The sequence below is a fragment of the Natrinema salsiterrestre genome, from assembly GCF_029502005.1.
Classification (GTDB): Archaea; Halobacteriota; Halobacteria; order Halobacteriales; family Natrialbaceae; genus Natrinema; species Natrinema salsiterrestre.
This window is the reverse complement of record NZ_JAMQOT010000001.1, coordinates 753,524-771,469: the sequence shown is the minus strand read 5'-3', so window position 1 is coordinate 771,469 and position 17,946 is coordinate 753,524. Positions and strand designations below refer to the sequence as shown.

Sequence of the window (17,946 nt, the reverse complement as noted above, 5' to 3'; positions counted from 1 at the left end):
AAAAGCGACTGGAGGTAGCCACCGCCGGGTGTGACTGAATGGACTCCCGTTACATTTTTGCCGTTGGTTAGCGAACCAACGCAGTAGCGGATGGCACCAGTTGCCGACGATCTCGACGGGTACAGTCGCTCGCACGTGTACGAAGATGGGACGCTCGTCCGGCTGTCGATTCGCCGCACGGATGACGGCGCGTATCCGTCGGGGTGGCGGTATACGCTCCACTATGGGAGACTCACGTCCGGGCCGGGGACGCTCGAGGACGGCACGCTCCGTCGATATGACAACGCTCACGAGGACACGAAAGGTCACGAACGGCACATCGCGCCGGATCCGGAACCGCAACTGATCGAATTTCCTGGGATGGCGGCCCTGTACGAGCAGTTCTGGGACGAAATTCCGAAGCAACGGTTTGGACCATCCGAAAACGAGGGTGAGAGGTTATGACAGATACCAACGTACTTCTGGTCACGATCGGGGATGCAGAGTCGCTCTACGAAGAGGGACGCGAAGCGATTCGAACGCTTCAGGGCGGTGACCCCGTCGACCAACCCGCGATAGTAACGTTTACGAACGAACAACAGCTGAGCGACGTGCTCAACGAACGCACGTACACGCTCCTGCGTGTCATCCGCTCTGACGAACCCGACAGCATCCGCGAGACCGCACGTCTCGTCGGCCGCGACGTGAAGAACGTCTACGAGGAGGTGACGACCCTCGAGGCGCTGGGGATCATCCGCTTCGACGAGGACGACCAATCGAAGCGACCGGTCTTCCCCTACGACGACCTCATCATCAGTCCGTTCGCACACGACGACGGCGATACGGCACCCGCGACACCGTAGCGAGTTCTGTTGTTTCGATCTGTTTCGCGCTCCTCGCGATATCACCGTGCGAAAACACGTGTCGCTACCCACCGCTGGGTGGGACTGAAAGGGGCTTCCGCGGTCGGCGAACCCGGACGACGTAAGCACCGCAGTCGAACGGAGTGAGACGAGGAGCGCAGCGAGTCCTGGGAGCCGAGCGCGGAAGGGGCTTTCAGAGTGTTTTTGGGAGGAATAGCGGTGGTTAGACAGAGTCGACAACATCATGAAAGCCCCGACGCCGCTCGAGAACTGCGACTCGCTGCGGTCCTCGGCCTTCGGCCTGCGGTCCTTGCGTCGTCTCGCCTCTCGAGCGGCGTCGCCCCTTTCAGTCCCACCCAGCGGTGGTTTGCTGCACGAGCTATCGCGGCCTCAAGTGAGAATGGGAGCAAGCACGTGGGAATCAGTGTGGTCGTTACTCGTCGGTTGCTTCGAGATCGTCGGCGTCGAGTTCGCCCTCGAGATATTGCATGCCGAGATCGTCGATCTCGTAGTAGCCGCGTTCGACCCGGGTGACTAATCCGTAGTCGACGAGGACGGAGAGACGACGATTCACGTGAACGCGAGATTTGTCGATGTTCTTCGCGATGACTTGCGGCGAGAGAAGCAATCCCGAATCGAGAATCTCGAGAATCCGCTCGTCGGTGGGTAATTGCATCCACTCCCCGGGCTGTCGCATTGTTTCTGGGTGGCAAAACAGACGCTTACGATTATCGATACGGCAAAAATAGGATATCAAACGGCATCTATTGGGATACTAATTAGTAACAAAACTTATCAGCGATCGACCTGTAACTGTTCGCACACGGGAATGTCTGTGGAGTGAGAGACTCCGCTGTAGAAAGCGGCCGGTGTCTGGGCACCGAGCCGCCGCAGCTCCCGTATTCCAGCTACGGAAGCCATGTCCGACCACAATTCGCGGGACCTTGAAGGCCCCGACCGATCAGTGGCATCGACGTCGAACCCTCGAGTCCGCACCGATGGCGGAACACAAAACGATATCGTCCGCGATTGCCTCGCGGCGATCGACTACCTCACGCGCACCTTGCTCTCGGCCATCCGAGACGCGGAGACGGACCTCGAGACCACGACCCACGAAAACCGTCGCGAGGCCGCGCGTCACGTCCGCGGGATCAGAGCGGAGGCCAGCCAAGTCGGCCTGTTGCTGGTCGGCTCCGAGGCGGTGATTCCCTATCGCCCGGGGGACGACCCCGACCGCGGTTCGTCGCAGACTGATCGCCCGCGCTCGTTCACGACGTCCTATCTCGGGCCGGACGCGGAGGCGCTCGAGCGGGAACTCGAGCGCCAGCGCGGGGAGAGTGGTGATGGCTGTGCTGAGGACTGACCTCACCACCGCGGATAGGGTTGAGTGTTCACATTCGAATTGTCACCGAGCGTGGATCCCGATAGAACCGTTACATACAGCGTAAGGCGTTACACGTAGTGTAACAACGGACCGAGAAACGCGTTCGACTTCCGCCTGTACAGCTATTCTGAGTCGAACAATTACGCCGATTCGAACCCGTGCCGTTCCCGATGCGTGGCGAGGAATTTCGCGTGCGGACGGCGGTCCTCGTCCGCCGGCAGCGTCAGCGAGTCCCCTTCGAGCGCCGCGAACTCCTCGTAGCCCTCGAGATCCGGACGATCGGCGACCAGCACTCGGTAGTCGTCGGACACTGCGAGCCAGCCGGTATCGAACGCCCAGTGGTGGAGCCGACAGAGGGCGAGGCCGTTCCGCACGTTGTCGCGGCCGTTCGCCCGCTTCGGATAGATGTGAGCTGCCTCGATGTCGATCGTCCCGTTCGGCGATTCACGCGATTTCCCGCAGATCGCACACTGGCCGTCATAGGCGGCCGTGACCGTCTTCGGGAAGGCGCTCGAGCGGACCCGTCGCTGAACTTCGGTGAACTCCTCTTCATCGTCGGTGAGGGCCGGTTCGTCGGCTTCGTCTTCTCCGACCCCCTCGGAAACCGACTCCGAGAGCGCCTCGAACTCGGCCGGCTCGAGCCCGAGCCGCTCCATCGTGAACTGGTAGACCATCCGCCCGTCCCGCGAGACGTACTCGGCGGCGACGACGTCGACCAGCCCCTCGTACCGGAGCTCGTCGCTGTCCGCCGACTGGTAGAAGAAGTACACCGGAACGGTCGATTCCTCGGCCTGCTCGAGGAGCGCACTGTTCGCCCCGGTCATCTGCTGGTCGCCCTTTTCGGGGACGCCCTCCCCGATGTAGGTGAAGCGATCGCCCTCGATCTCGTCGCCGTAGGGGCCGTCCTCGCGAGCCTTCACGATGACGTACGCCAGCTCCCCGTCGTCGTCCGTTCGCGGACTGATTCCCTTGATGTACGAACCGAAACTGGTGTCGAAGGCGTCCTCGAGGTCGGTCTGCGCGTAGAATTCGCCCCGATCGAGACCCGGATACGCCGAGGACCGACGCCGCGCCAGTTCCCGGCCGCTGTCCGTCAGGGAGTTCATCTCGTCGGAGCGCTCGACGTAACCCAGACTCTGCAGCCAGCCCCTGTGCTGGGCGGGGCCGGACGGATCGGTCCAGTCGAACTCGGGATGGTCGGCCCCGATCGCGTCGCCCAGTTCGGCGTCCGTCTTCGGTCCGTCGAGGAGCGCCTCGAGTATCGTATCGAATCCGCGGACGGTACTCGAGAGCAGGTCGTAGAGCACCGCCGGATCGGTCTCCGAGAGCCACGCCATTCCCTGCCGGGTGAGCCGAACGCTATCGCCGTCGCGCTCGAGCAGTCCGATCCCTTCGAGGAAGGTCAGGCGACGCCGAATGCCGTCGTCGCTCGTCGCTCGCGTGTTCGATTTTGTCCACTGGAGAACCGCCTCCTCGCTCGGATTCTCGGTGAGGACGTACGTGCAGAATTCCTCGAGGACGTCCGTGTAGTTCCCCGCACCGCCGAAAAACCGAACCGCGATGTTGCGTTTGTCCCCTCCCATCGGTGAAATTCTCTGTCTCCCCCGTTGTGATGACGGCAATATAAAACGAGTGGCACGACCGAATACGAACCACGGCACCGGGAGTCACCACGCAAATCTTCACGTCGCTCGCGGTCGTACCCCGACCCATGTCCGAGCAAGCGCTCGCCGATCAGGAGTGTGAGGCCTGTACGAGCGACGACGAACCCCTCGAGCCCGACGAATACGCCGACTATCAAGAGGAAATCCGCGACGACGTCTGGACGGTCGTCGACGACCATCACCTCGAGGGAACCTACGCGTTCGAGGACTTCCGCGACGCCCTCGAGTTCACGTACGAGGTGGGCGAGCTGGCGGAGGAGGAGTGGCACCATCCGGATATCGGACTCGAGTGGGGCGAGGTGACGATCGAGATGTGGACGCACAAGATTGACGGGCTCCACAAGACCGATTTCGTGATGGCCGCCCGGATGGATCGCATCTACGAGGAGTACGAGCCAGAGGGGGACGCGTAGCGCGGTCGGTCGGAGGACTCGGCCGCTGCTGAAGCAATCAGCGCTCGCGTAGTCTCTTTAGGAACCGTTCGCCTACCGAGACACCACTGGTTCAAGTGAATCAGAACGGGTGGGAATCGGGACGGAGACACACCACGGTTACATCTGAACGAGCGAGTTCCGTCGGGGGAATTTCGATCGAGGTCTCGACCCACAGACACCACCACTACATGTGAACACGCGGCACCATCATCGTTCGATAGCCGGAGTGGAAGAGAGGCGAGTGACTGTCCGAGACACCACGGTTTCGCGTGAAGTCGCTCGCCAGTCGTGTGACCAGATCGGGAACGACGTCCGTTCGGAAGTGTGATACGGTGACACCTCACCGATACAAGTGAAACGGCGGTCCGGCGTCGTGTCGCTCGCCGTTCACTTGCAACGGTGGTGTGGGTGGTCACGGACTGACGCTGAGTTCGGAAGACGTCCTCAGACGACGCTGTTCATCCGCGCGATGTCCCGGATCGTCTCGATCTCGTCGTCGAGGTAGAGCACGTCGGCCATCGCGTCGACGGCGCTCGAGAAGGGAACGTCGAGTTCGTAGCTGTAGTAGTTCCCGCGGGAGCCGCTTCTGTTTTCCTTCGCCGAGAGGATGCCCAGCATCCGGAGATCGGAGAGGTGGTTGTGTACCGATCGCTGGGCGAGCGAGTCGGTTCCCGACGATTCACAGAGCGCCTCGTACTCCTGGTAGAGTTCCCGCGTTCGGCAGGGGGTCGACTCCTTGGCGGCTTTCGAGACGACCGCTAGGAGGGCGAGGCGGCCGTGGGTGGTCAGCTCCCGCATCCCTTCCTCGACGCGCTCTTGTTCGAGTTTGGATCGCGCCTGATCGACGTGGTGTTCCCGGATGGCGTCGTCGTCGTTGTTCTCCGCCACCTCGCCGGCCAGTCGGAGCAGGTCCAGCGCCTGCCGAGCGCTCCCGCTGTCGCGAGCGGCGAGCGCCGCACAGAGGTTCAACACGCCGCCGTCGCAGCCGTCCTCGGTGATCGCGACCTCGGCTCGCGACTCGAGGATGTTGGTCAGTTCGGACGCCTCGTAGGGCGGAAACTGCAGCTCGCGCTCACAGAGCGTGTCCTGGACGCGGGGATCGAGCTGTTCGCGGAACTTGAAGTCGTTGCTGATGCCGATGAGGCCGACCTTCGTCGTCTCGAGGTAGCCGTTCGAGCGGGCTCGCGGGAGTTCGTACAGCAACTCGTCGCGGTCGCCGATGGAGTCGATTTCGTCGAGCACGATGACGACGGTTCCGCCGAGTGCCTCGAGTTCGCTGTAGAGTTTCTTGAAGACGGTCTGCTGGGGATACCCGGTCGTGCTGATCTCGGCGCCGGCGGGGCGGAGCGTGTTGACTAACTCGACCGCGACCTGGTACGACGAGTTGAGCGTCTTGCAGTTGACGCTCAGCACCGAGAGATCGACGTCGTCGTACTCGGTGACGTCTTCCTGCAGGACGTCGAGGAGGAAGTCGGTGACGGCGGTCTTCCCCACGCCCGTGTTCCCGTAGAGGAAGACGTTGTTCGGCTCCCAGCCGTCGATGATGGGCTGGAGCGCGTCCATGTACGCCTCGATTTCGTCGTCCCGCTCTTCGATCCGTTCGGGTTGGTACGACTCCCCCAGCGCGTCCTTGTTCCGGAAGATGTTCTGCTTCCGCTCGAACCGAGGCATGTCCGTATCAAGAGAGATGCTATATTTAAAGCCACTCTTTCATCTGATGCAAGTGAACTCAGACACACCACTATTTCATGTGAAGACTAGTCTAGTAGTAGTGTCGGAGAGAACAGTCCGTACTTTCATCTAAAGCGGTGACATTTTGAGCCGTACCATGGACTCGGACCGCGCGTGTTCGATACACAGGTGCAAACTGGCAGTCGGTATCGATCAGTTGCTCGAGAACGGGCCGCTCCGCCACCTCATCTCTCGCATCTTCACTTGTAACAGTGGTGTGTGTCTGTGGGATCCAGTGATCCCTGCGGACCAATCCGGTGCTCGCCGGTTCCGACCGTTCTGGATCAGCCCTACGTCGACGGCTCGCCGCCAATGAGATCGCCAGAGGAGTCGTCGGCCGAAATCCGTCTCCCCTCGAGCGCGACCGTGATTTCGTCGTCGACGGCCGCGACGGAGATCGTATACCCGTGATAGGAAAATTCGAGGCTCGAGAAGCCGTCCGAGTCGGGAAGCGAGTCGAGGAGGTCGGGGTCGATCGCGTCGTACAGCGGGTCGAGCTCGAGCGGATCGGTGTCGGTCGCCCGGGCGACGAGATCGATGACGGCCATGCTCAGTTTGTCATCGGCCGAAACGGAAACTGCCGTCTGCTCGAATGATTTCATAATTCCTGCTGCGAAGGCGGGAATAATGAAGCTGACTCAACATTTCACGCGATTGCATCTGGATAAAAACATATTCTGTCTATAACGAATGTCGGGTCGTGCGGGTGAATGTGCTCTCGCATCACTGCCGAGACACCAACACGCAGGCCGTGTTGGCCCCGAGCGGCCGTTACTCGCGCCGCGGGACGTCGTGTCGACCGAAACCGTACCGGAGTCGGTTCGCCAGTCGCCGCGAGAACCGGCCGTCGTCGGCTCGCGAGCCGAACCGTTCGGACAGCGCGGTGTAGATCAGCGGCAGGGGCACTTCCTGCTCGAGACTCTCCTGGACGGTCCACGTGCCGGTCGAGCCGCCTTCGATCCGATCGGCGACGGTGCCCAGGTCGGTTCCCTCCTCGCGGAAGGCCTCCTCACACAGTTCGAGCAGCCAGGACCGGATGACCGCACCGTTGTTCCAGACGGAGGCCACGTTCTCGAGGTCGAGATCGTACCGCCCCTCGTGGAGCAGTTCGAACCCTTCCCCGTAGGTCTGCATCAGGGCGTACTCGACGCCGTTGTGGATCATCTTGACGTAGTGTCCGGAGCCCGCCGGTCCCATTCGCTCGTGTCCGTCGGGGCCGGTCGCGACGGCGTCGAAGATCGGCTCGAGTTCGTCGTAGGCCCACTGGGGCCCGCCGACCATCAGCGAGAACCCCAGCTCGGCACCCGCGGGGCCGCCGGAGGTCCCGCAGTCGAGATACGCCGCGGGGCAGGACTCGGCTCGCCGGACGGAGTCCTCGAAGTTGGAGTTCCCGCCGTCGACGACGATATCGTCGCCGTCCAGCCGGGGCTCGAGTTCCTCGAGGGTGACGTCGACCGCCTCGCCGGCGGGGACCATCAGCCAGATACGTTTGTCCGATCCCAGCCGGTCGAGGAAGTCGTCGATCGAATCGGCGGGGACGGCCCCGGCATCGGCCGCGGTCGCGACGGCGTCTTCGTCCAAGTCGAAGGCGACGACGTCGTGGCCCGCCGCGAGGCTTCGGTCGACGACGATCTGTCCCATCCGTCCGAGTCCGATCAGGCCCAGTTGCATGGATAGGCGTGCGCCGGCCGCTGTGGTAGTGGTTGCGATTCCGTGCCGGAGACGGTTGCGGCCGAGACGCGACCGCTCGCCCTGTCTGACGGGGAATTCGACCCCGCCTCGAATTACGGTCCGTCCGCTGGCTCCGATATCGCTGCATCCGTCGCGTCTCCCCCTGTGGCGTCCGTCGACTCCGGTGGGGCAGCCTCGAGGACGATGTCGACGCGACTGCCGCCCAGCGGCGACCGTGCGAACGAGACGCTGCCCCCGTAGCTGTCGACCATCCAGCGGACCAGCCAGAGGCCGAGGCCGCTGCTGTGGGTCAGTTGCGTGATGTCGCTCTCGCCGGTAACGACGTCGATCTCGGCGGGCGGAATGCCGGGCCCGTCGTCGTCGATCGAGAGCCGGATCCCCTCGTCGGCGCGCTCGACGGTGACTTCGACGGTCGGTGCCGCTCCCGTGTGCCGAACCGCGTTCTCGAGCAGGTTGTCGACGACGAGTTCCAGCCCGGGGTCGGCCCAGGCGCGGCAGTCGCCGGTCGCGGAGACCGAAATGGTGGCATCTCCGATCTCGACGGTGTCGATAGCGTCCTCGACAGTTGCGGCGACGTCGACCGGTTGGAGGTCGCCGTCTCGGTCGAGGGCGTACTGGATAGCGCGGGTCTTCTCGCTGGTTCGGGCCAGATCGGTCGCGGTCTCCCGTAACGTGGTCGCGGCGGCCGTGAGATCCCGGTCCTCGAGCCGGTCACAGAGGAGTTCCGCGTAGCCGATGACGACGGTCAGATCGTTGCGGAGGTTGTGTCGGAGAACGCGGTTGAGAACCTGCAGGTACTGTTCGCGCTCCTTGCGGCGCGTGATGTCCCTGACGGCGCTGACGATCCCGCGGAACGTCCCGTTCTCGACCTCGGTCTCGCTGCGGGGCAACAGCGAGCACTCGATCTCGACCGGAAACCGCTCGCCGTCGGCGGTGACGTAGGTGGCCTCGAAGGCGTCGCGGTCGCGCTGGGGATCCGAGAGCATGTCTTCGAGGCGGTCGCTCGCGCGATCGGACGAGTCGTCGTCGAAGATGAGCGAGACGGGTTCGCCGAGGAGGTCCTCGCGGTCGTACCCCAGACGCTCGGCGAGCGGGTCGGTCACCAGTGTGAAACGGGCGTCCTCGTCGAGCGCGTACACCATCCCTTCGACGGCTTCGAGGACCTGTTCGTGTCGCAGGAGGTCCTCCCGTCGATCGGCTCGCTCGAGCGCGGCGGTCGCGCTCGCGGTCAGCAGTTGCGCGAGCTGGACGTGACGGTCGTCGAACGCGCCGGTCACTGCCGAGCCGACGTTGAGGATGCCGTGGTCCCCGATCGGGATGCACATCGCACCCCGGAACGACTCGTAATCGTGGACCGTACTGCGTGGGTCGGTCCGCAAGTCGTCGAACACGATCGGCTCCGACTGCCGGAAGGCCTCGCCCATTTTGCTCTCGTAGGTCCCCGCTCGCCTCCGCTCGTCGAACAGATCGCTGACCGTTTCGGACGCGGCCGTCAGGACCAGTTCCTCGGCGTCCGGATCGTAGAAGCGGACGGTGACGATTTCGAACCCGAGGACGCGCTCGGCGGCGTCGACGACGACCTCCGCGACGGCCTCGCGCGACTCACAGGAAAACAGCGCCTGCGTCGTCTCGAGTAACTCCGTAACGACGTCAGCGCGGCGGTTTCGTTCGGTCACGTCGCGGACGACGCAGACGAACGAGACGTCGTCGCTGTCGGTCGATTCCAGCGGGCTCACCCTCGCTTCGATCGGGACGGTCCCGCCGTCGACTCGCTCGAGCTCGGCTTCGATCGTCTCGTGACTCGCGTCGCCGGCCGTCAGCGACATGGCAACGCCCATCCAGTCGTTCCAGGTGGCGTCGTCGACGAACGACGAAGCGTGCATCCCGACGATCGTTTCGGCGTCCGTCCCGACGAGGTCGGCGAAGGCATCGTTGGCGTGGACGAACCGCTGATCCGAGTCGATCACGAGCACGCCGTCGTCGATCGTCTCGACGATCGCCTCGCAGCGCTGCAGATCGGTTTCCCGCTCGTGGCGCTCGGTAACGTCGGTCGCGTACACCGAGAGACCGCCTTCCGTGGGGTCGACCCGAAGCCGCACCCATCGCTCGACCGACGGAGCGTACGTTTCTCGGGAGATCGTCGTTTCCTCCGCCAGCGCGCGACGATACTGCGTTTCCAGTGTCGACCCGATGGCGTCGGGTACCGCCTCCCAGAGCGAGGTTCCCACGGCCGCGTCGCGTGTCAGCAACTCCTCGGACCGATCGTGTACTGCGGTCAGTTCGAAGTCCTCGTCGACGGCGAAGTGCGCATCGTCGAACGTCTCGGGGATCCGCTGGCCGGATGGCCGTGCCTGCTCGCGGTCGCGCCGGCGTGACCGACCCTCGAGGGCGGACGGCGTAGCCGCGAATCCGGTCGTCGAGTCGTCCGTCGCGTCGCCGGTGGGTGCGACGGCCGCGACGCGGTCGGTGACCGTTTCGTCGGCTTCGCGGACGACGTACTCGGTCGCTCCCGCGCGCGTCGCGGCGGCAGCGGCGGCCCCGTCGGCCGTCGCTGTCGTGTAAATAATCGGTACCGATGACGAAGCGTCGCACGCCGCGGCGACGGTCGCGACGCGATCGGTCTGGGACCCGTCGACGACGACACAGCCAGCGGGAGCCGTCTCGAGATAGTCGACGACCGCCGTTCGATCCGCTAAAACGACCACGTCGAACGCCGCTTCGAGGTCGTCGGGCGGTGTCGGGTCGTCCCCGACGAAGACGACGGGCCGACCGGAACTGGTCACTGTCGGGCCAACGGAGGAAGCGGCTAGTGATTAATGTTGTGGCAGTTCGCCGCGAAGCCGGCGGCGATCGGCACTGTCCCCTACGCGAGCGAGTCCTCGAGGTGTGCCCAACCGATCGCGTCGAGCACGACGATTCGGTCGTTGTACCGGACGTAGACGCCGTTGTACTCGTCCCCGTCGGCGTCGTAGTAGGGTAACGTCTGTCGAACGCGGTCGACGACAGACCAGGCACCGTCCCGGTCGAGTGTAATGTGTTCCCATTCCTCGCGCGCGCCGTTGCGGATCGCCCGGTCGAGCGCTCGTCGCGCGCCGGGAATCTCGCCGAGGCGCTGTGCGGATGCGTCGACGACCGTGGCGTCGTCCGGAACGTCATCCGGGCAGATGACGCGTGCACCAAGGTCGGCTTTCGATCGTGATCTCGCGGCTCCCTTGCGTTCCGAACGCAGTACGTAGCCGGCGACGGCGGCAGTCCCCACGACGAAGAGCGACAGTGCCATATCTTTGCCCCGAATCATTAGCGAGTACGTTACAGTAACCGACTAAGTATTTTTCGCAAGAACGTTCGTTTCTGAGAGGTTCGCCCCCGAACTCGGTCGTCGTCGCGGGAAACCGTCACCGTTCTCACACGAGTGCGCCGACGTTGGCCGACAGCAACCCGGCAACGACCAGCAACCCGATCGCCACGATCGCCGCCGCCCGAAACACCGGCAGCGCGTCGCGAGCCGGTTCGCGGATCTTCTTCCCGGCGAGTCCCGTTTCGAACCGTTTCGTCCCGATCTCGACGAGTGCGGTCAGCACGAGCCAGAGCGCGACCATCGCGAGCACCAGCCGCCCGCTGGTCGAGCCGACGAGCGTCCCGGTGGTGTAACCGGTCCCCGCGAGGTGCCCTCCCGTCAGCAAGAGGAGCAGCGAACTCACCCGCGACACCGTCGTGAGCTTCCCCGAGATGACCTCGAGCGGATGGGTCGTGTTGAACGCGCCGTCGCGCACGAGCGGCAGGACGACGGCGGCGACGAAGCAGACGCTGCCGGCCCAGAGGGCGGCAACGACCAGATGGATCGTTCTGGCGGCGAGCTCGTCTATCATACGGGGTCGCTCGGCCACCGACCGTATCAGGGTTCCGACTTCTGGCCGCGAGACAGTCAGGGACGCCGTCACTTTCCGGGGGACGCTTCCGTTTTCCGGTCACTCGAGCCAGTCGGGCGTCCACTCGACCAGTCGCCGCCGGAACAGTGCGTAGAGCAGCGAGACGGCGACACAGGCGGCGATCACGGCGGTGAGCCCGCCGTCGAAGGCGAGGAGCGCCGGGACCGCGAGTACGATGCCGAGGGCGGCGTCCTCGGGAGCGCCGTCGTAGCGGATCCACCGCCGCGGACGGATCCATCGACCGCGAACGTGGTTATAGACCGCGCGCTCGGTGCGTTCCGTCCAGGGGTCCATTTCGGGGCCGCCCCCGATCGCGTCGCTCGCGGCGTGGAGCCAGGCGGTCCCCGCGAACGCGGCCAGCACGAGCGTGAGCGGCGAGGGGAAGAGAGCTGCGACGACGACCGCGGGGACGGCGACCGCGAGCCCGGCCACGGGGAAGTGGAGCGTCCGCCGATGCGTGAGGACGAGATCGAAGTCGGGGGCGATGCCGCCGAGAATCGCACCGATCCCGAGTACTGCGGCGAACTCCGGTGCGAGGACCGCGACCGGTGCGACGGCCGCGAGCCCGGCAAACACGTGGGTGGTCGCCATCATCGATGTGTCGAGAATACGGGACGGACCGGCAAAACGGTACGCGAACCGGCACTCGAGTCGAGGGAGAGGGAGGCGACCGTCGCCTACTCGACGTTTTCGCCCTGATAACTCCCGTCGTAGACGTCCTCGTGGTTCGCCTCGGCGAAGACCAGCTGGGCGATCCTGGCACCGCGCTCGATCTCGACGTCGTGGTGGACCTGCAACAGCCCTTCGCCCCGTCCTTCGTAACCGGCATCCCACACCGCGGTATTGAGCATACAGGAGTTCCGCATGAGCGACGAGCGGGGGTAGACGAAGCCGACGTGCCCCTCCGGAATCGCGATCCGCTCGCCGTAGCGGACGACGTAGGACCCCTCGGGCAGGTAGTACGTGTGGGGATCTCTCTCCTCGAGTTCCTCGAGCGGGCGGGCTACCCGCTCCCCGATCTCCTTCCCGTCTCGGCCGATGCGCCCCGGCTCCAGTTGCTCGAAGACGACGTCGGCGGTCAGATCGACCCCGTTGGGCTGGATCTGCGCGTCGGTCGTCGGCGAGACGTGGTCGGCAACGAACGCACCGGAGCGGAACATGTCTGTTGTCGCAACGCCGCGGCGACGATAAAAGCGTATCCGTTCGACCCGGTTCATCAGTTCGGTACCATTCAACATGCCGGTATCGCGTCGGACGGGCCCGACGCGACCGGACAACGGTCATATGACGGGGACGTATCCCGTTATCGACGAACGATCACTCACTCGGCAATATTTACTCGAAACCTTCCGTTTCCGAGGCCCACGCGGGGGGCGTGGCTCACAGAAACACGCTGGATTTATCAGGACGGAAAGCCGAGTTCTGGGTGCTATGGGACAGACTCTCACCGAAAAGATTCTCGACGACCACCTCGTCGAGGGCGAACTCGAGACCGGCGAGGAGATCGGGATCGAGATCGACCAGGTACTTACCCAGGACACGACCGGGACCATGGTCTGGCTCCAGTTCGAAGCCATGGGGCTGGACGAGATCCAGACCGAGATCGCAGCGCAGTACTGCGACCACCAGACTTATCAGTTCGACTTTAAGAATACCGACGACCACCGTTTCCTCCGCTCTGCGGCCGGCAAATACGGCGCTCACTTCTCCCGACCCGGTAACGGTATCTGCCACAACGTCCACCGCGAGAACTTCGCGGCCCCCGGCAAGACGCTGCTGGGCTCGGACAGCCACACGCCCACGCCCGGCGGCCTCGGCGAACTCGCCATCGGCGCCGGCGGGATCGACGTCACCGTCGCCATGGGCGGCGCGCCCTACTACATCGAGATGCCCGAAGTCGTCAACGTCCGCCTCGAGGGCGAGCTCCCCGAGTGGGCCACCGCGAAAGACGTCATCCTCGAGATGCTCCGTCGCCTCTCCGTCAAGGGCGGCGTCGGCAAGATCCTCGAGTACACCGGTCCGGGCGTCGAGACCCTGACCGCACCCGAGCGGATGACCATCACCAACATGGGCACCGAGCTCGGCGCAACCACGTCGATCTTCCCGACCGACCACCAGACCGAGGACTACCTCGAGCGCGTCGGCCGCGGCGACGAGTACGTCGAGCTCCAGCCCGACGACGACGCCGACTACGACGACGAGATCGTCGTCGACCTCTCCGACCTCGAGCCGCTGATCGCACAGCCCTCGATGCCGGACAAGGTCGTTCCCGTCAGCGAAGTCGAAGGCGAGTCCGTCGAGCAGGTCATCGTCGGCTCCTGTACGAACGGCGGCTACGAGGACATCCTCCCCGTCGCCAAGATGCTCGAGGGTCGCGAGACCTCGATGGAGACCGAGACGATCGTCGCACCCGGCTCCAAGCAGGCCTCCGAGATGCTCGCCCGCGAGGGCTGGGTCGCGGAGATGATGGCCGCCGGCGTCAACTTCTCCGAGGCGACGTGCGGTGCCTGTATCGGCATCGGTCACGTTCCCTCCTCGGATTCGGTCTCCCTGCGAACCTTCAACCGCAACTTCGAGGGTCGCTCGGGGATCGAAGACGACAACGTCTACCTCTGCTCGCCCGAGGTCGCTGCCGCGGCCTCCCTCAAGGGCGAAATCGTCGATCCGCGCAACCTCGCCGACGAACTCGGCGACCTCGAAGCGCCCGGCGTCGAGCTTCCCGACGAGTACGACGGCTCCAAGACGGACCTCATCAGTCCCGACGAGGCAGTCGACGACGAGCTCATCAAGGGCCCGAACATCGGCGACGTCCCGCTCAAGGACCAGCTCGACTCGGACATTCAGGGCGAAGCGCTCCTGAAGATGGAGGACAACATCACGACCGACCACATCATCCCCGCGACGCAGGACATCCTGATGTACCGGTCGAACGTCCCCAAGCTGAGCGAGTTCACGCTCAGCCGCGTCGACGAGACCTTCGCACAGCGAGCACTGGACGCCGACGGCGGCTTCCTCGTCGCCGGCGAGAACTACGGCCAGGGTTCCTCGCGAGAACACGCCGCTCTCTGTCCGATGTACCTCGGTATCGAGGGCGTCCTCGCACAGAGCTTCGCGCGCATCCACCGCGCGAACCTCTTCAACTTCGGGATCGTCCCGCTGACGATCGACGAGGACACCTACGAGAACATCGATCAGGGCGACGACGTCGAGATCGTCGACGACGTCTACGACGCCGTCACCAGCGGACAGGAGGAGTTCACCGTCCGCATCAACGGCGAGGACGAGTACACGGCGACGCTGGACGCCTCCGAGCGCGAACGCGCAATTCTCGCCGCCGGTGGCAAGCTCGCCTGGACGAAAGAGCAGGCCGAAGGCGGCAGCGGCGCGGCGCCCGCCGACGACTGATCGGACACCGCCGACTCGGCAGCCGATTCGAATTTTCGCTTTTTCGCTCGCCGGCGAGTGACGACGCTCTCGATCGGATACCCGTCTCAATCGGCCGTCGACCCGTCTCTCGGGCATCGCTACCGACGACACCGATCGCAAAACGCCATCGTCATACCGCTCCGTCCGATAGCACGACCGAATGCCCGACGGTGGACACGCGAACGCCGGCTATCGCCGCCTGTTCGATCGCGACGGCTTGACCTTCGGTGCCGGCTTTCCGCTCACGGGAGCGAACCGCTTCACGCCGAACGTCGGAGACGAGTTACGACTCGCCCGACACGCCGAGTCCGTCGGATTCGACGGCCTCTGGGCGCGGGACGTCCCGACCTACTGGCCAAAATTCGGCGACGCCGGCCAGACGTTCGACACCTGGCCGTGGCTCTCCCACGTCGCCGCCCACACCGACGACATCGCGCTCGGCACCTCGAGCGTCGTCCTCACGCTTCGCCACCCACTTCACGTCGCGAAATCCGCGGCGACGGTCGACCGACTGTCGGACGGTCGACTGGTCCTCGGCGTCGCATCCGGCGACCGCGACCCCGAGTACCCCGCCTTCGACGTCGACCAGGGGGAGCGCGGGGACCTGTTCCGCGAGAGCGTCGAGGCCCTCCGAACGGTCTGGCGGGAGGACTTCCCCGAACTCGAGGGGCGATGGGGATCGCTCGAGGGGGACCTCGACGTCGTCCCGAAGCCGACGACGGAGACGCTGCCGCTGCTGCCGACCGGCCACGCCCGCCAGTCCCGCGAGTGGATCGCCGAGCACGGCGACGGCTGGCTGTTCTATCACCTCCCCGAATCGACGCTCGAGAGCTACCTCGCGGACTGGCGCGAGGCCGCGGGCGAGAAACCGTTCTCGATCGCGGTTCGCGTCGAACTCGCGGACGATCCGACGGCCGGTCCGGAGCCGCTTCACCTCGGGTTTCACGCCGGCGTCGAGTGGTTCCGGGAGTACTTCGCCCGCCTCGAGGACTACGGCCTCGATCACGCGATCGTCGGGATTCAAAACGACGACAGGGAAGCCGCGCTGTCGACGTTCGCCGACGAGATCATCGATCAACTGTAGCTGCCCCGCCTACGGACGACGCCAGACGCCCTCGACGCGAGTGCTGGCTCCGCCACACTCGAGTTCGAGGACGGCACCGCTCGGCGATCTATTTCCGCCGCCGGGACTCGCGGGCGGCCCGGTGTTTCTCAGGACGATTTCGACCGTGCCGTGATCGATCGGGACCGGCGACTCGAGCGCGATCTCGAGCGTCTCGGGCGTTCGCCGATCGATCGTCGCCGCGTGCTCACTGCCGTCGATCGCGACCGACGCCGACAGCCCGTCCGCGCCGGTGAAGTCGAGCGCGCGGGTCGTCTCGATGCGACCGTAGTCGAACCGGAGCCGCTCGAGTGGGGCCCCGTCGGTATCGACCGAGGAGAGTGACCACACGTGTTCGAAGACGCCGCCGCCGGTCTGGGTCAGCTCGAGCCGAGCCGAGTCGACCGCGATCTCGGGTCGCTCGAGGGCGAGTTCGCGTTCGGCCTCGACCGTCGTCTCGTCACCCGTAGCCTCGATCCCGATCGTTCCCGTGACGGTTTCGCCGCCCGCTCCGTCGCGTTCCGGATCCAGTCCGACGGTAACGTCGGCGATTCGTTCGCCGGGACCCAGCCGCTCGTTCGCGCTCTCGCGACGGATCACCCGGTCGTCGGAAACGGGGTCGCCGTCGGCCGACCGGAACCGGAAGTGCTCGACCGTGAGCGTGACCGCGATCGGTTCCGTGAGCTGATTTATGACGTCGAACGCGGTGGGCGGCCGCCGAGGATCTCCCTCGAACAACACCCCGCCCTCCTCGACGCCGTCCGCAGTCAGCCCGAGATAGGCGTTCGCATCGCCGGCGGTCCGAACCTGTGCGTCTCGCTCGAGCTCCGCCGTCGAGAACCCCATCGTCTCGATCGCGAGGACGCCACTCGAGCCCGTAATCATCGCCAGTGCAGCGCGTCTCGTCCGTTTCATTCGTGTTGTCTCTGGTGTCGTGGGGGCCGTGACGGGGCCCGACCGGAGCCGTCGTACTGTCGTTCGATCACTCGTCCGTCGGCCGATCCCGGTACTCGAGCTCCACGCTCGGGGGCTGCTCCGTGATCCCGAGTCGGTTCCGTCTGGCGTAGTACCGGTGTGCGAGCGCGGAGACGGCGAACGTGACGATGACGAAGACGCCCCACGCGGCCGCGGGGAGCTGGCTGAACGGCAGCAGGTCGAGCGTCGACGTGACGAACAACAGTCCGGACAGCGCCGTCAACCCGAGGTAGTAGTCGCTCCAGGGAATCTCGCGGCCGCGGACGACGTCCATGTAGATCTCCACGTCTTCCAGTGCCGGCGTCGGCTCGATCGTTCCCCGGTCGCGATCGAACTCGACGACGCCCGCTTTGTCCATTTTCGGGAGGTGGGACTGCTGGAGGGCAGTGTAGACCCGCTTCCGATCGGTGCTCGAAACGTCCTCGAAGGCGAGCCCGTCCTCCCATGCGGCGATCTCCTGTGAGAGGTCGCCGATATCGAGCCGCGCGTCCTCGCGCATGAGCGTGTGCATGATGTGTCGCCGTCGCTGGTTCGCCAGGAGCTCGAAGAGTTCGTCTTCGGTCAACCGCTCCCGGTCGGGCTGCGATACGTCGATCTCCCCAGATGGTTCCGCTTGGCTGACCCCCATTCGATTGCTACCTCCACACTTTCGCAAATAAGTCTATTGGTTACTTTCATATCTTAAATTAAAATTACACTTCGAAGTGCCGTATTCCTGCTCGGAACGATGGGTCGTTATCGCGCTGTTGATCGACAGTATTAGCAAA

At 64.7% G+C, this 17,946-nt stretch carries 18 protein-coding genes; 6 read left to right on the top strand and 12 right to left on the bottom strand.

Annotation, left to right across the window (positions count from 1 at the left end; genetic code table 11):
- Positions 1-90: 90 nt before the first annotated feature.
- Together NDI89_RS03840 and NDI89_RS03835 are read left to right on the top strand one after the other, a co-directional pair.
- Positions 91-444, top strand: a complete 354-nt coding sequence (locus NDI89_RS03840) for a toxin-antitoxin system TumE family protein (protein ID WP_277520189.1) — start codon at positions 91-93, stop codon at positions 442-444.
- Positions 441-842: an HVO_A0114 family putative DNA-binding protein gene (locus NDI89_RS03835; RefSeq protein ID WP_277520188.1), complete on the top strand. Its 402-nt coding sequence runs from the start codon at positions 441-443 to the stop codon at positions 840-842. The genes NDI89_RS03840 and NDI89_RS03835 overlap by 4 nt, the downstream gene beginning before the upstream one ends.
- Before the next feature lie 433 nt (positions 843-1,275).
- Here NDI89_RS03835 and NDI89_RS03830 read toward each other — a convergent pair whose 3' ends face one another.
- Complete coding sequence (locus tag NDI89_RS03830; RefSeq protein ID WP_277520187.1) at positions 1,276-1,539, bottom strand: helix-turn-helix domain-containing protein; 264 nt, start codon at positions 1,537-1,539, stop codon at positions 1,276-1,278.
- A 222-nt stretch (positions 1,540-1,761) separates the two neighbouring features.
- Here NDI89_RS03830 and NDI89_RS03825 point away from each other — a divergent pair, with 222 nt between their 5' ends.
- A complete protein-coding gene (locus tag NDI89_RS03825; protein ID WP_277520186.1) occupies positions 1,762-2,205 on the top strand; it encodes a hypothetical protein in 444 nt (147 codons plus the stop codon).
- Positions 2,206-2,366: 161 nt separating this feature from the next.
- Here NDI89_RS03825 and NDI89_RS03820 read toward each other — a convergent pair whose 3' ends face one another.
- Positions 2,367-3,809: an HNH endonuclease gene (locus NDI89_RS03820; protein ID WP_277520185.1), complete on the bottom strand. Its 1,443-nt coding sequence runs from the start codon at positions 3,807-3,809 to the stop codon at positions 2,367-2,369.
- Between the two features lie 128 nt (positions 3,810-3,937).
- On the opposite strand from NDI89_RS03820, the gene NDI89_RS03815 reads away from it, so the two are divergent.
- Entirely contained in the window at positions 3,938-4,303 is a 366-nt protein-coding gene (locus tag NDI89_RS03815) for a 4a-hydroxytetrahydrobiopterin dehydratase (protein WP_277520184.1), read from the top strand.
- Positions 4,304-4,768: 465 nt separating this feature from the next.
- Here NDI89_RS03815 and NDI89_RS03810 read toward each other — a convergent pair whose 3' ends face one another.
- The 8 genes from NDI89_RS03810 to NDI89_RS03775 form a co-directional block, all read right to left on the bottom strand.
- Entirely contained in the window at positions 4,769-5,995 is a 1,227-nt protein-coding gene (locus NDI89_RS03810; RefSeq protein ID WP_277520183.1) for an orc1/cdc6 family replication initiation protein, read from the bottom strand.
- A 350-nt stretch (positions 5,996-6,345) separates the two neighbouring features.
- The gene (locus NDI89_RS03805) at positions 6,346-6,657 is read right to left on the bottom strand and encodes a HalOD1 output domain-containing protein (RefSeq protein ID WP_277520182.1); all 312 of its coding nucleotides are present in this window, start codon (positions 6,655-6,657) and stop codon (positions 6,346-6,348) included.
- Positions 6,658-6,826: 169 nt separating this feature from the next.
- Positions 6,827-7,726, bottom strand: coding sequence for a phosphogluconate dehydrogenase (NAD(+)-dependent, decarboxylating) (gnd, locus tag NDI89_RS03800; protein ID WP_277520181.1), 900 nt, complete (start codon positions 7,724-7,726; stop codon positions 6,827-6,829).
- Between the two features lie 113 nt (positions 7,727-7,839).
- Positions 7,840-10,530 (bottom strand): PAS domain-containing sensor histidine kinase, encoded by a 2,691-nt coding sequence (locus NDI89_RS23915; RefSeq protein WP_277520180.1) that lies wholly within the window; start codon positions 10,528-10,530, stop codon positions 7,840-7,842.
- 80 nt (positions 10,531-10,610) lie between these two features.
- Positions 10,611-11,045, bottom strand: coding sequence for a hypothetical protein (locus NDI89_RS03790; protein WP_277520179.1), 435 nt, complete (start codon positions 11,043-11,045; stop codon positions 10,611-10,613).
- Between the two features lie 106 nt (positions 11,046-11,151).
- Positions 11,152-11,616 (bottom strand): copper resistance protein CopD, encoded by a 465-nt coding sequence (locus tag NDI89_RS03785; RefSeq protein ID WP_277520178.1) that lies wholly within the window; start codon positions 11,614-11,616, stop codon positions 11,152-11,154.
- 99 nt (positions 11,617-11,715) lie between these two features.
- Positions 11,716-12,267 carry a metal-dependent hydrolase gene (locus NDI89_RS03780; RefSeq protein WP_277520501.1) on the bottom strand — a complete coding sequence of 184 codons (552 nt, stop codon included), beginning with the start codon at positions 12,265-12,267 and terminating at the stop codon, positions 11,716-11,718.
- 86 nt (positions 12,268-12,353) lie between these two features.
- Entirely contained in the window at positions 12,354-12,836 is a 483-nt protein-coding gene (locus NDI89_RS03775) for a deoxyuridine 5'-triphosphate nucleotidohydrolase (protein ID WP_277520177.1), read from the bottom strand.
- A 271-nt stretch (positions 12,837-13,107) separates the two neighbouring features.
- Here NDI89_RS03775 and NDI89_RS03770 point away from each other — a divergent pair, with 271 nt between their 5' ends.
- Both NDI89_RS03770 and NDI89_RS03765 read left to right on the top strand, forming a co-directional pair.
- The gene (locus NDI89_RS03770) at positions 13,108-15,081 is read left to right on the top strand and encodes an aconitate hydratase (protein ID WP_277520176.1); all 1,974 of its coding nucleotides are present in this window, start codon (positions 13,108-13,110) and stop codon (positions 15,079-15,081) included.
- A 181-nt stretch (positions 15,082-15,262) separates the two neighbouring features.
- Positions 15,263-16,186, top strand: a complete 924-nt coding sequence (locus NDI89_RS03765; RefSeq protein ID WP_277520175.1) for a TIGR03571 family LLM class oxidoreductase — start codon at positions 15,263-15,265, stop codon at positions 16,184-16,186.
- Positions 16,187-16,195: 9 nt separating this feature from the next.
- On the opposite strand, the gene NDI89_RS03760 is transcribed toward NDI89_RS03765, so the two are convergent.
- Together NDI89_RS03760 and NDI89_RS03755 are read right to left on the bottom strand one after the other, a co-directional pair.
- Entirely contained in the window at positions 16,196-17,119 is a 924-nt protein-coding gene (locus NDI89_RS03760; RefSeq protein ID WP_277520174.1) for a hypothetical protein, read from the bottom strand.
- Between the two features lie 67 nt (positions 17,120-17,186).
- Entirely contained in the window at positions 17,187-17,807 is a 621-nt protein-coding gene (locus NDI89_RS03755) for a DUF7344 domain-containing protein (RefSeq protein WP_277520173.1), read from the bottom strand.
- Positions 17,808-17,946 lie beyond the last annotated feature (139 nt).

What these genes read in the sequence shown, in the direction of transcription:
- NDI89_RS03775 (WP_277520177.1), bottom strand. Translation starts at nt 12,836, where the DNA reads ATGTTCCGCTCCGGTGCGTTCGTTGCCGACCACGTCTCGCCGACGACC.
- NDI89_RS03780 (WP_277520501.1), bottom strand. Translation starts at nt 12,267, where the DNA reads ATGGCGACCACCCACGTGTTTGCCGGGCTCGCGGCCGTCGCACCGGTC.
- NDI89_RS03815 (WP_277520184.1), top strand. Translation starts at nt 3,938, where the DNA reads ATGTCCGAGCAAGCGCTCGCCGATCAGGAGTGTGAGGCCTGTACGAGC.
- NDI89_RS03785 (WP_277520178.1), bottom strand. Translation starts at nt 11,616, where the DNA reads ATGATAGACGAGCTCGCCGCCAGAACGATCCATCTGGTCGTTGCCGCC.
- NDI89_RS03820 (WP_277520185.1), bottom strand. Translation starts at nt 3,809, where the DNA reads ATGGGAGGGGACAAACGCAACATCGCGGTTCGGTTTTTCGGCGGTGCG.
- gnd (WP_277520181.1), bottom strand. Translation starts at nt 7,726, where the DNA reads ATGCAACTGGGCCTGATCGGACTCGGACGGATGGGACAGATCGTCGTC.
- NDI89_RS03760 (WP_277520174.1), bottom strand. Translation starts at nt 17,119, where the DNA reads ATGAAACGGACGAGACGCGCTGCACTGGCGATGATTACGGGCTCGAGT.
- NDI89_RS03810 (WP_277520183.1), bottom strand. Translation starts at nt 5,995, where the DNA reads ATGCCTCGGTTCGAGCGGAAGCAGAACATCTTCCGGAACAAGGACGCG.
- NDI89_RS03770 (WP_277520176.1), top strand. Translation starts at nt 13,108, where the DNA reads ATGGGACAGACTCTCACCGAAAAGATTCTCGACGACCACCTCGTCGAG.
- NDI89_RS03830 (WP_277520187.1), bottom strand. Translation starts at nt 1,539, where the DNA reads ATGCGACAGCCCGGGGAGTGGATGCAATTACCCACCGACGAGCGGATT.
- NDI89_RS03840 (WP_277520189.1), top strand. Translation starts at nt 91, where the DNA reads ATGGCACCAGTTGCCGACGATCTCGACGGGTACAGTCGCTCGCACGTG.
- NDI89_RS03805 (WP_277520182.1), bottom strand. Translation starts at nt 6,657, where the DNA reads ATGAAATCATTCGAGCAGACGGCAGTTTCCGTTTCGGCCGATGACAAA.
- NDI89_RS03790 (WP_277520179.1), bottom strand. Translation starts at nt 11,045, where the DNA reads ATGATTCGGGGCAAAGATATGGCACTGTCGCTCTTCGTCGTGGGGACT.
- NDI89_RS03765 (WP_277520175.1), top strand. Translation starts at nt 15,263, where the DNA reads ATGCCCGACGGTGGACACGCGAACGCCGGCTATCGCCGCCTGTTCGAT.
- NDI89_RS03835 (WP_277520188.1), top strand. Translation starts at nt 441, where the DNA reads ATGACAGATACCAACGTACTTCTGGTCACGATCGGGGATGCAGAGTCG.
- NDI89_RS03825 (WP_277520186.1), top strand. Translation starts at nt 1,762, where the DNA reads ATGTCCGACCACAATTCGCGGGACCTTGAAGGCCCCGACCGATCAGTG.
- NDI89_RS03755 (WP_277520173.1), bottom strand. Translation starts at nt 17,807, where the DNA reads ATGGGGGTCAGCCAAGCGGAACCATCTGGGGAGATCGACGTATCGCAG.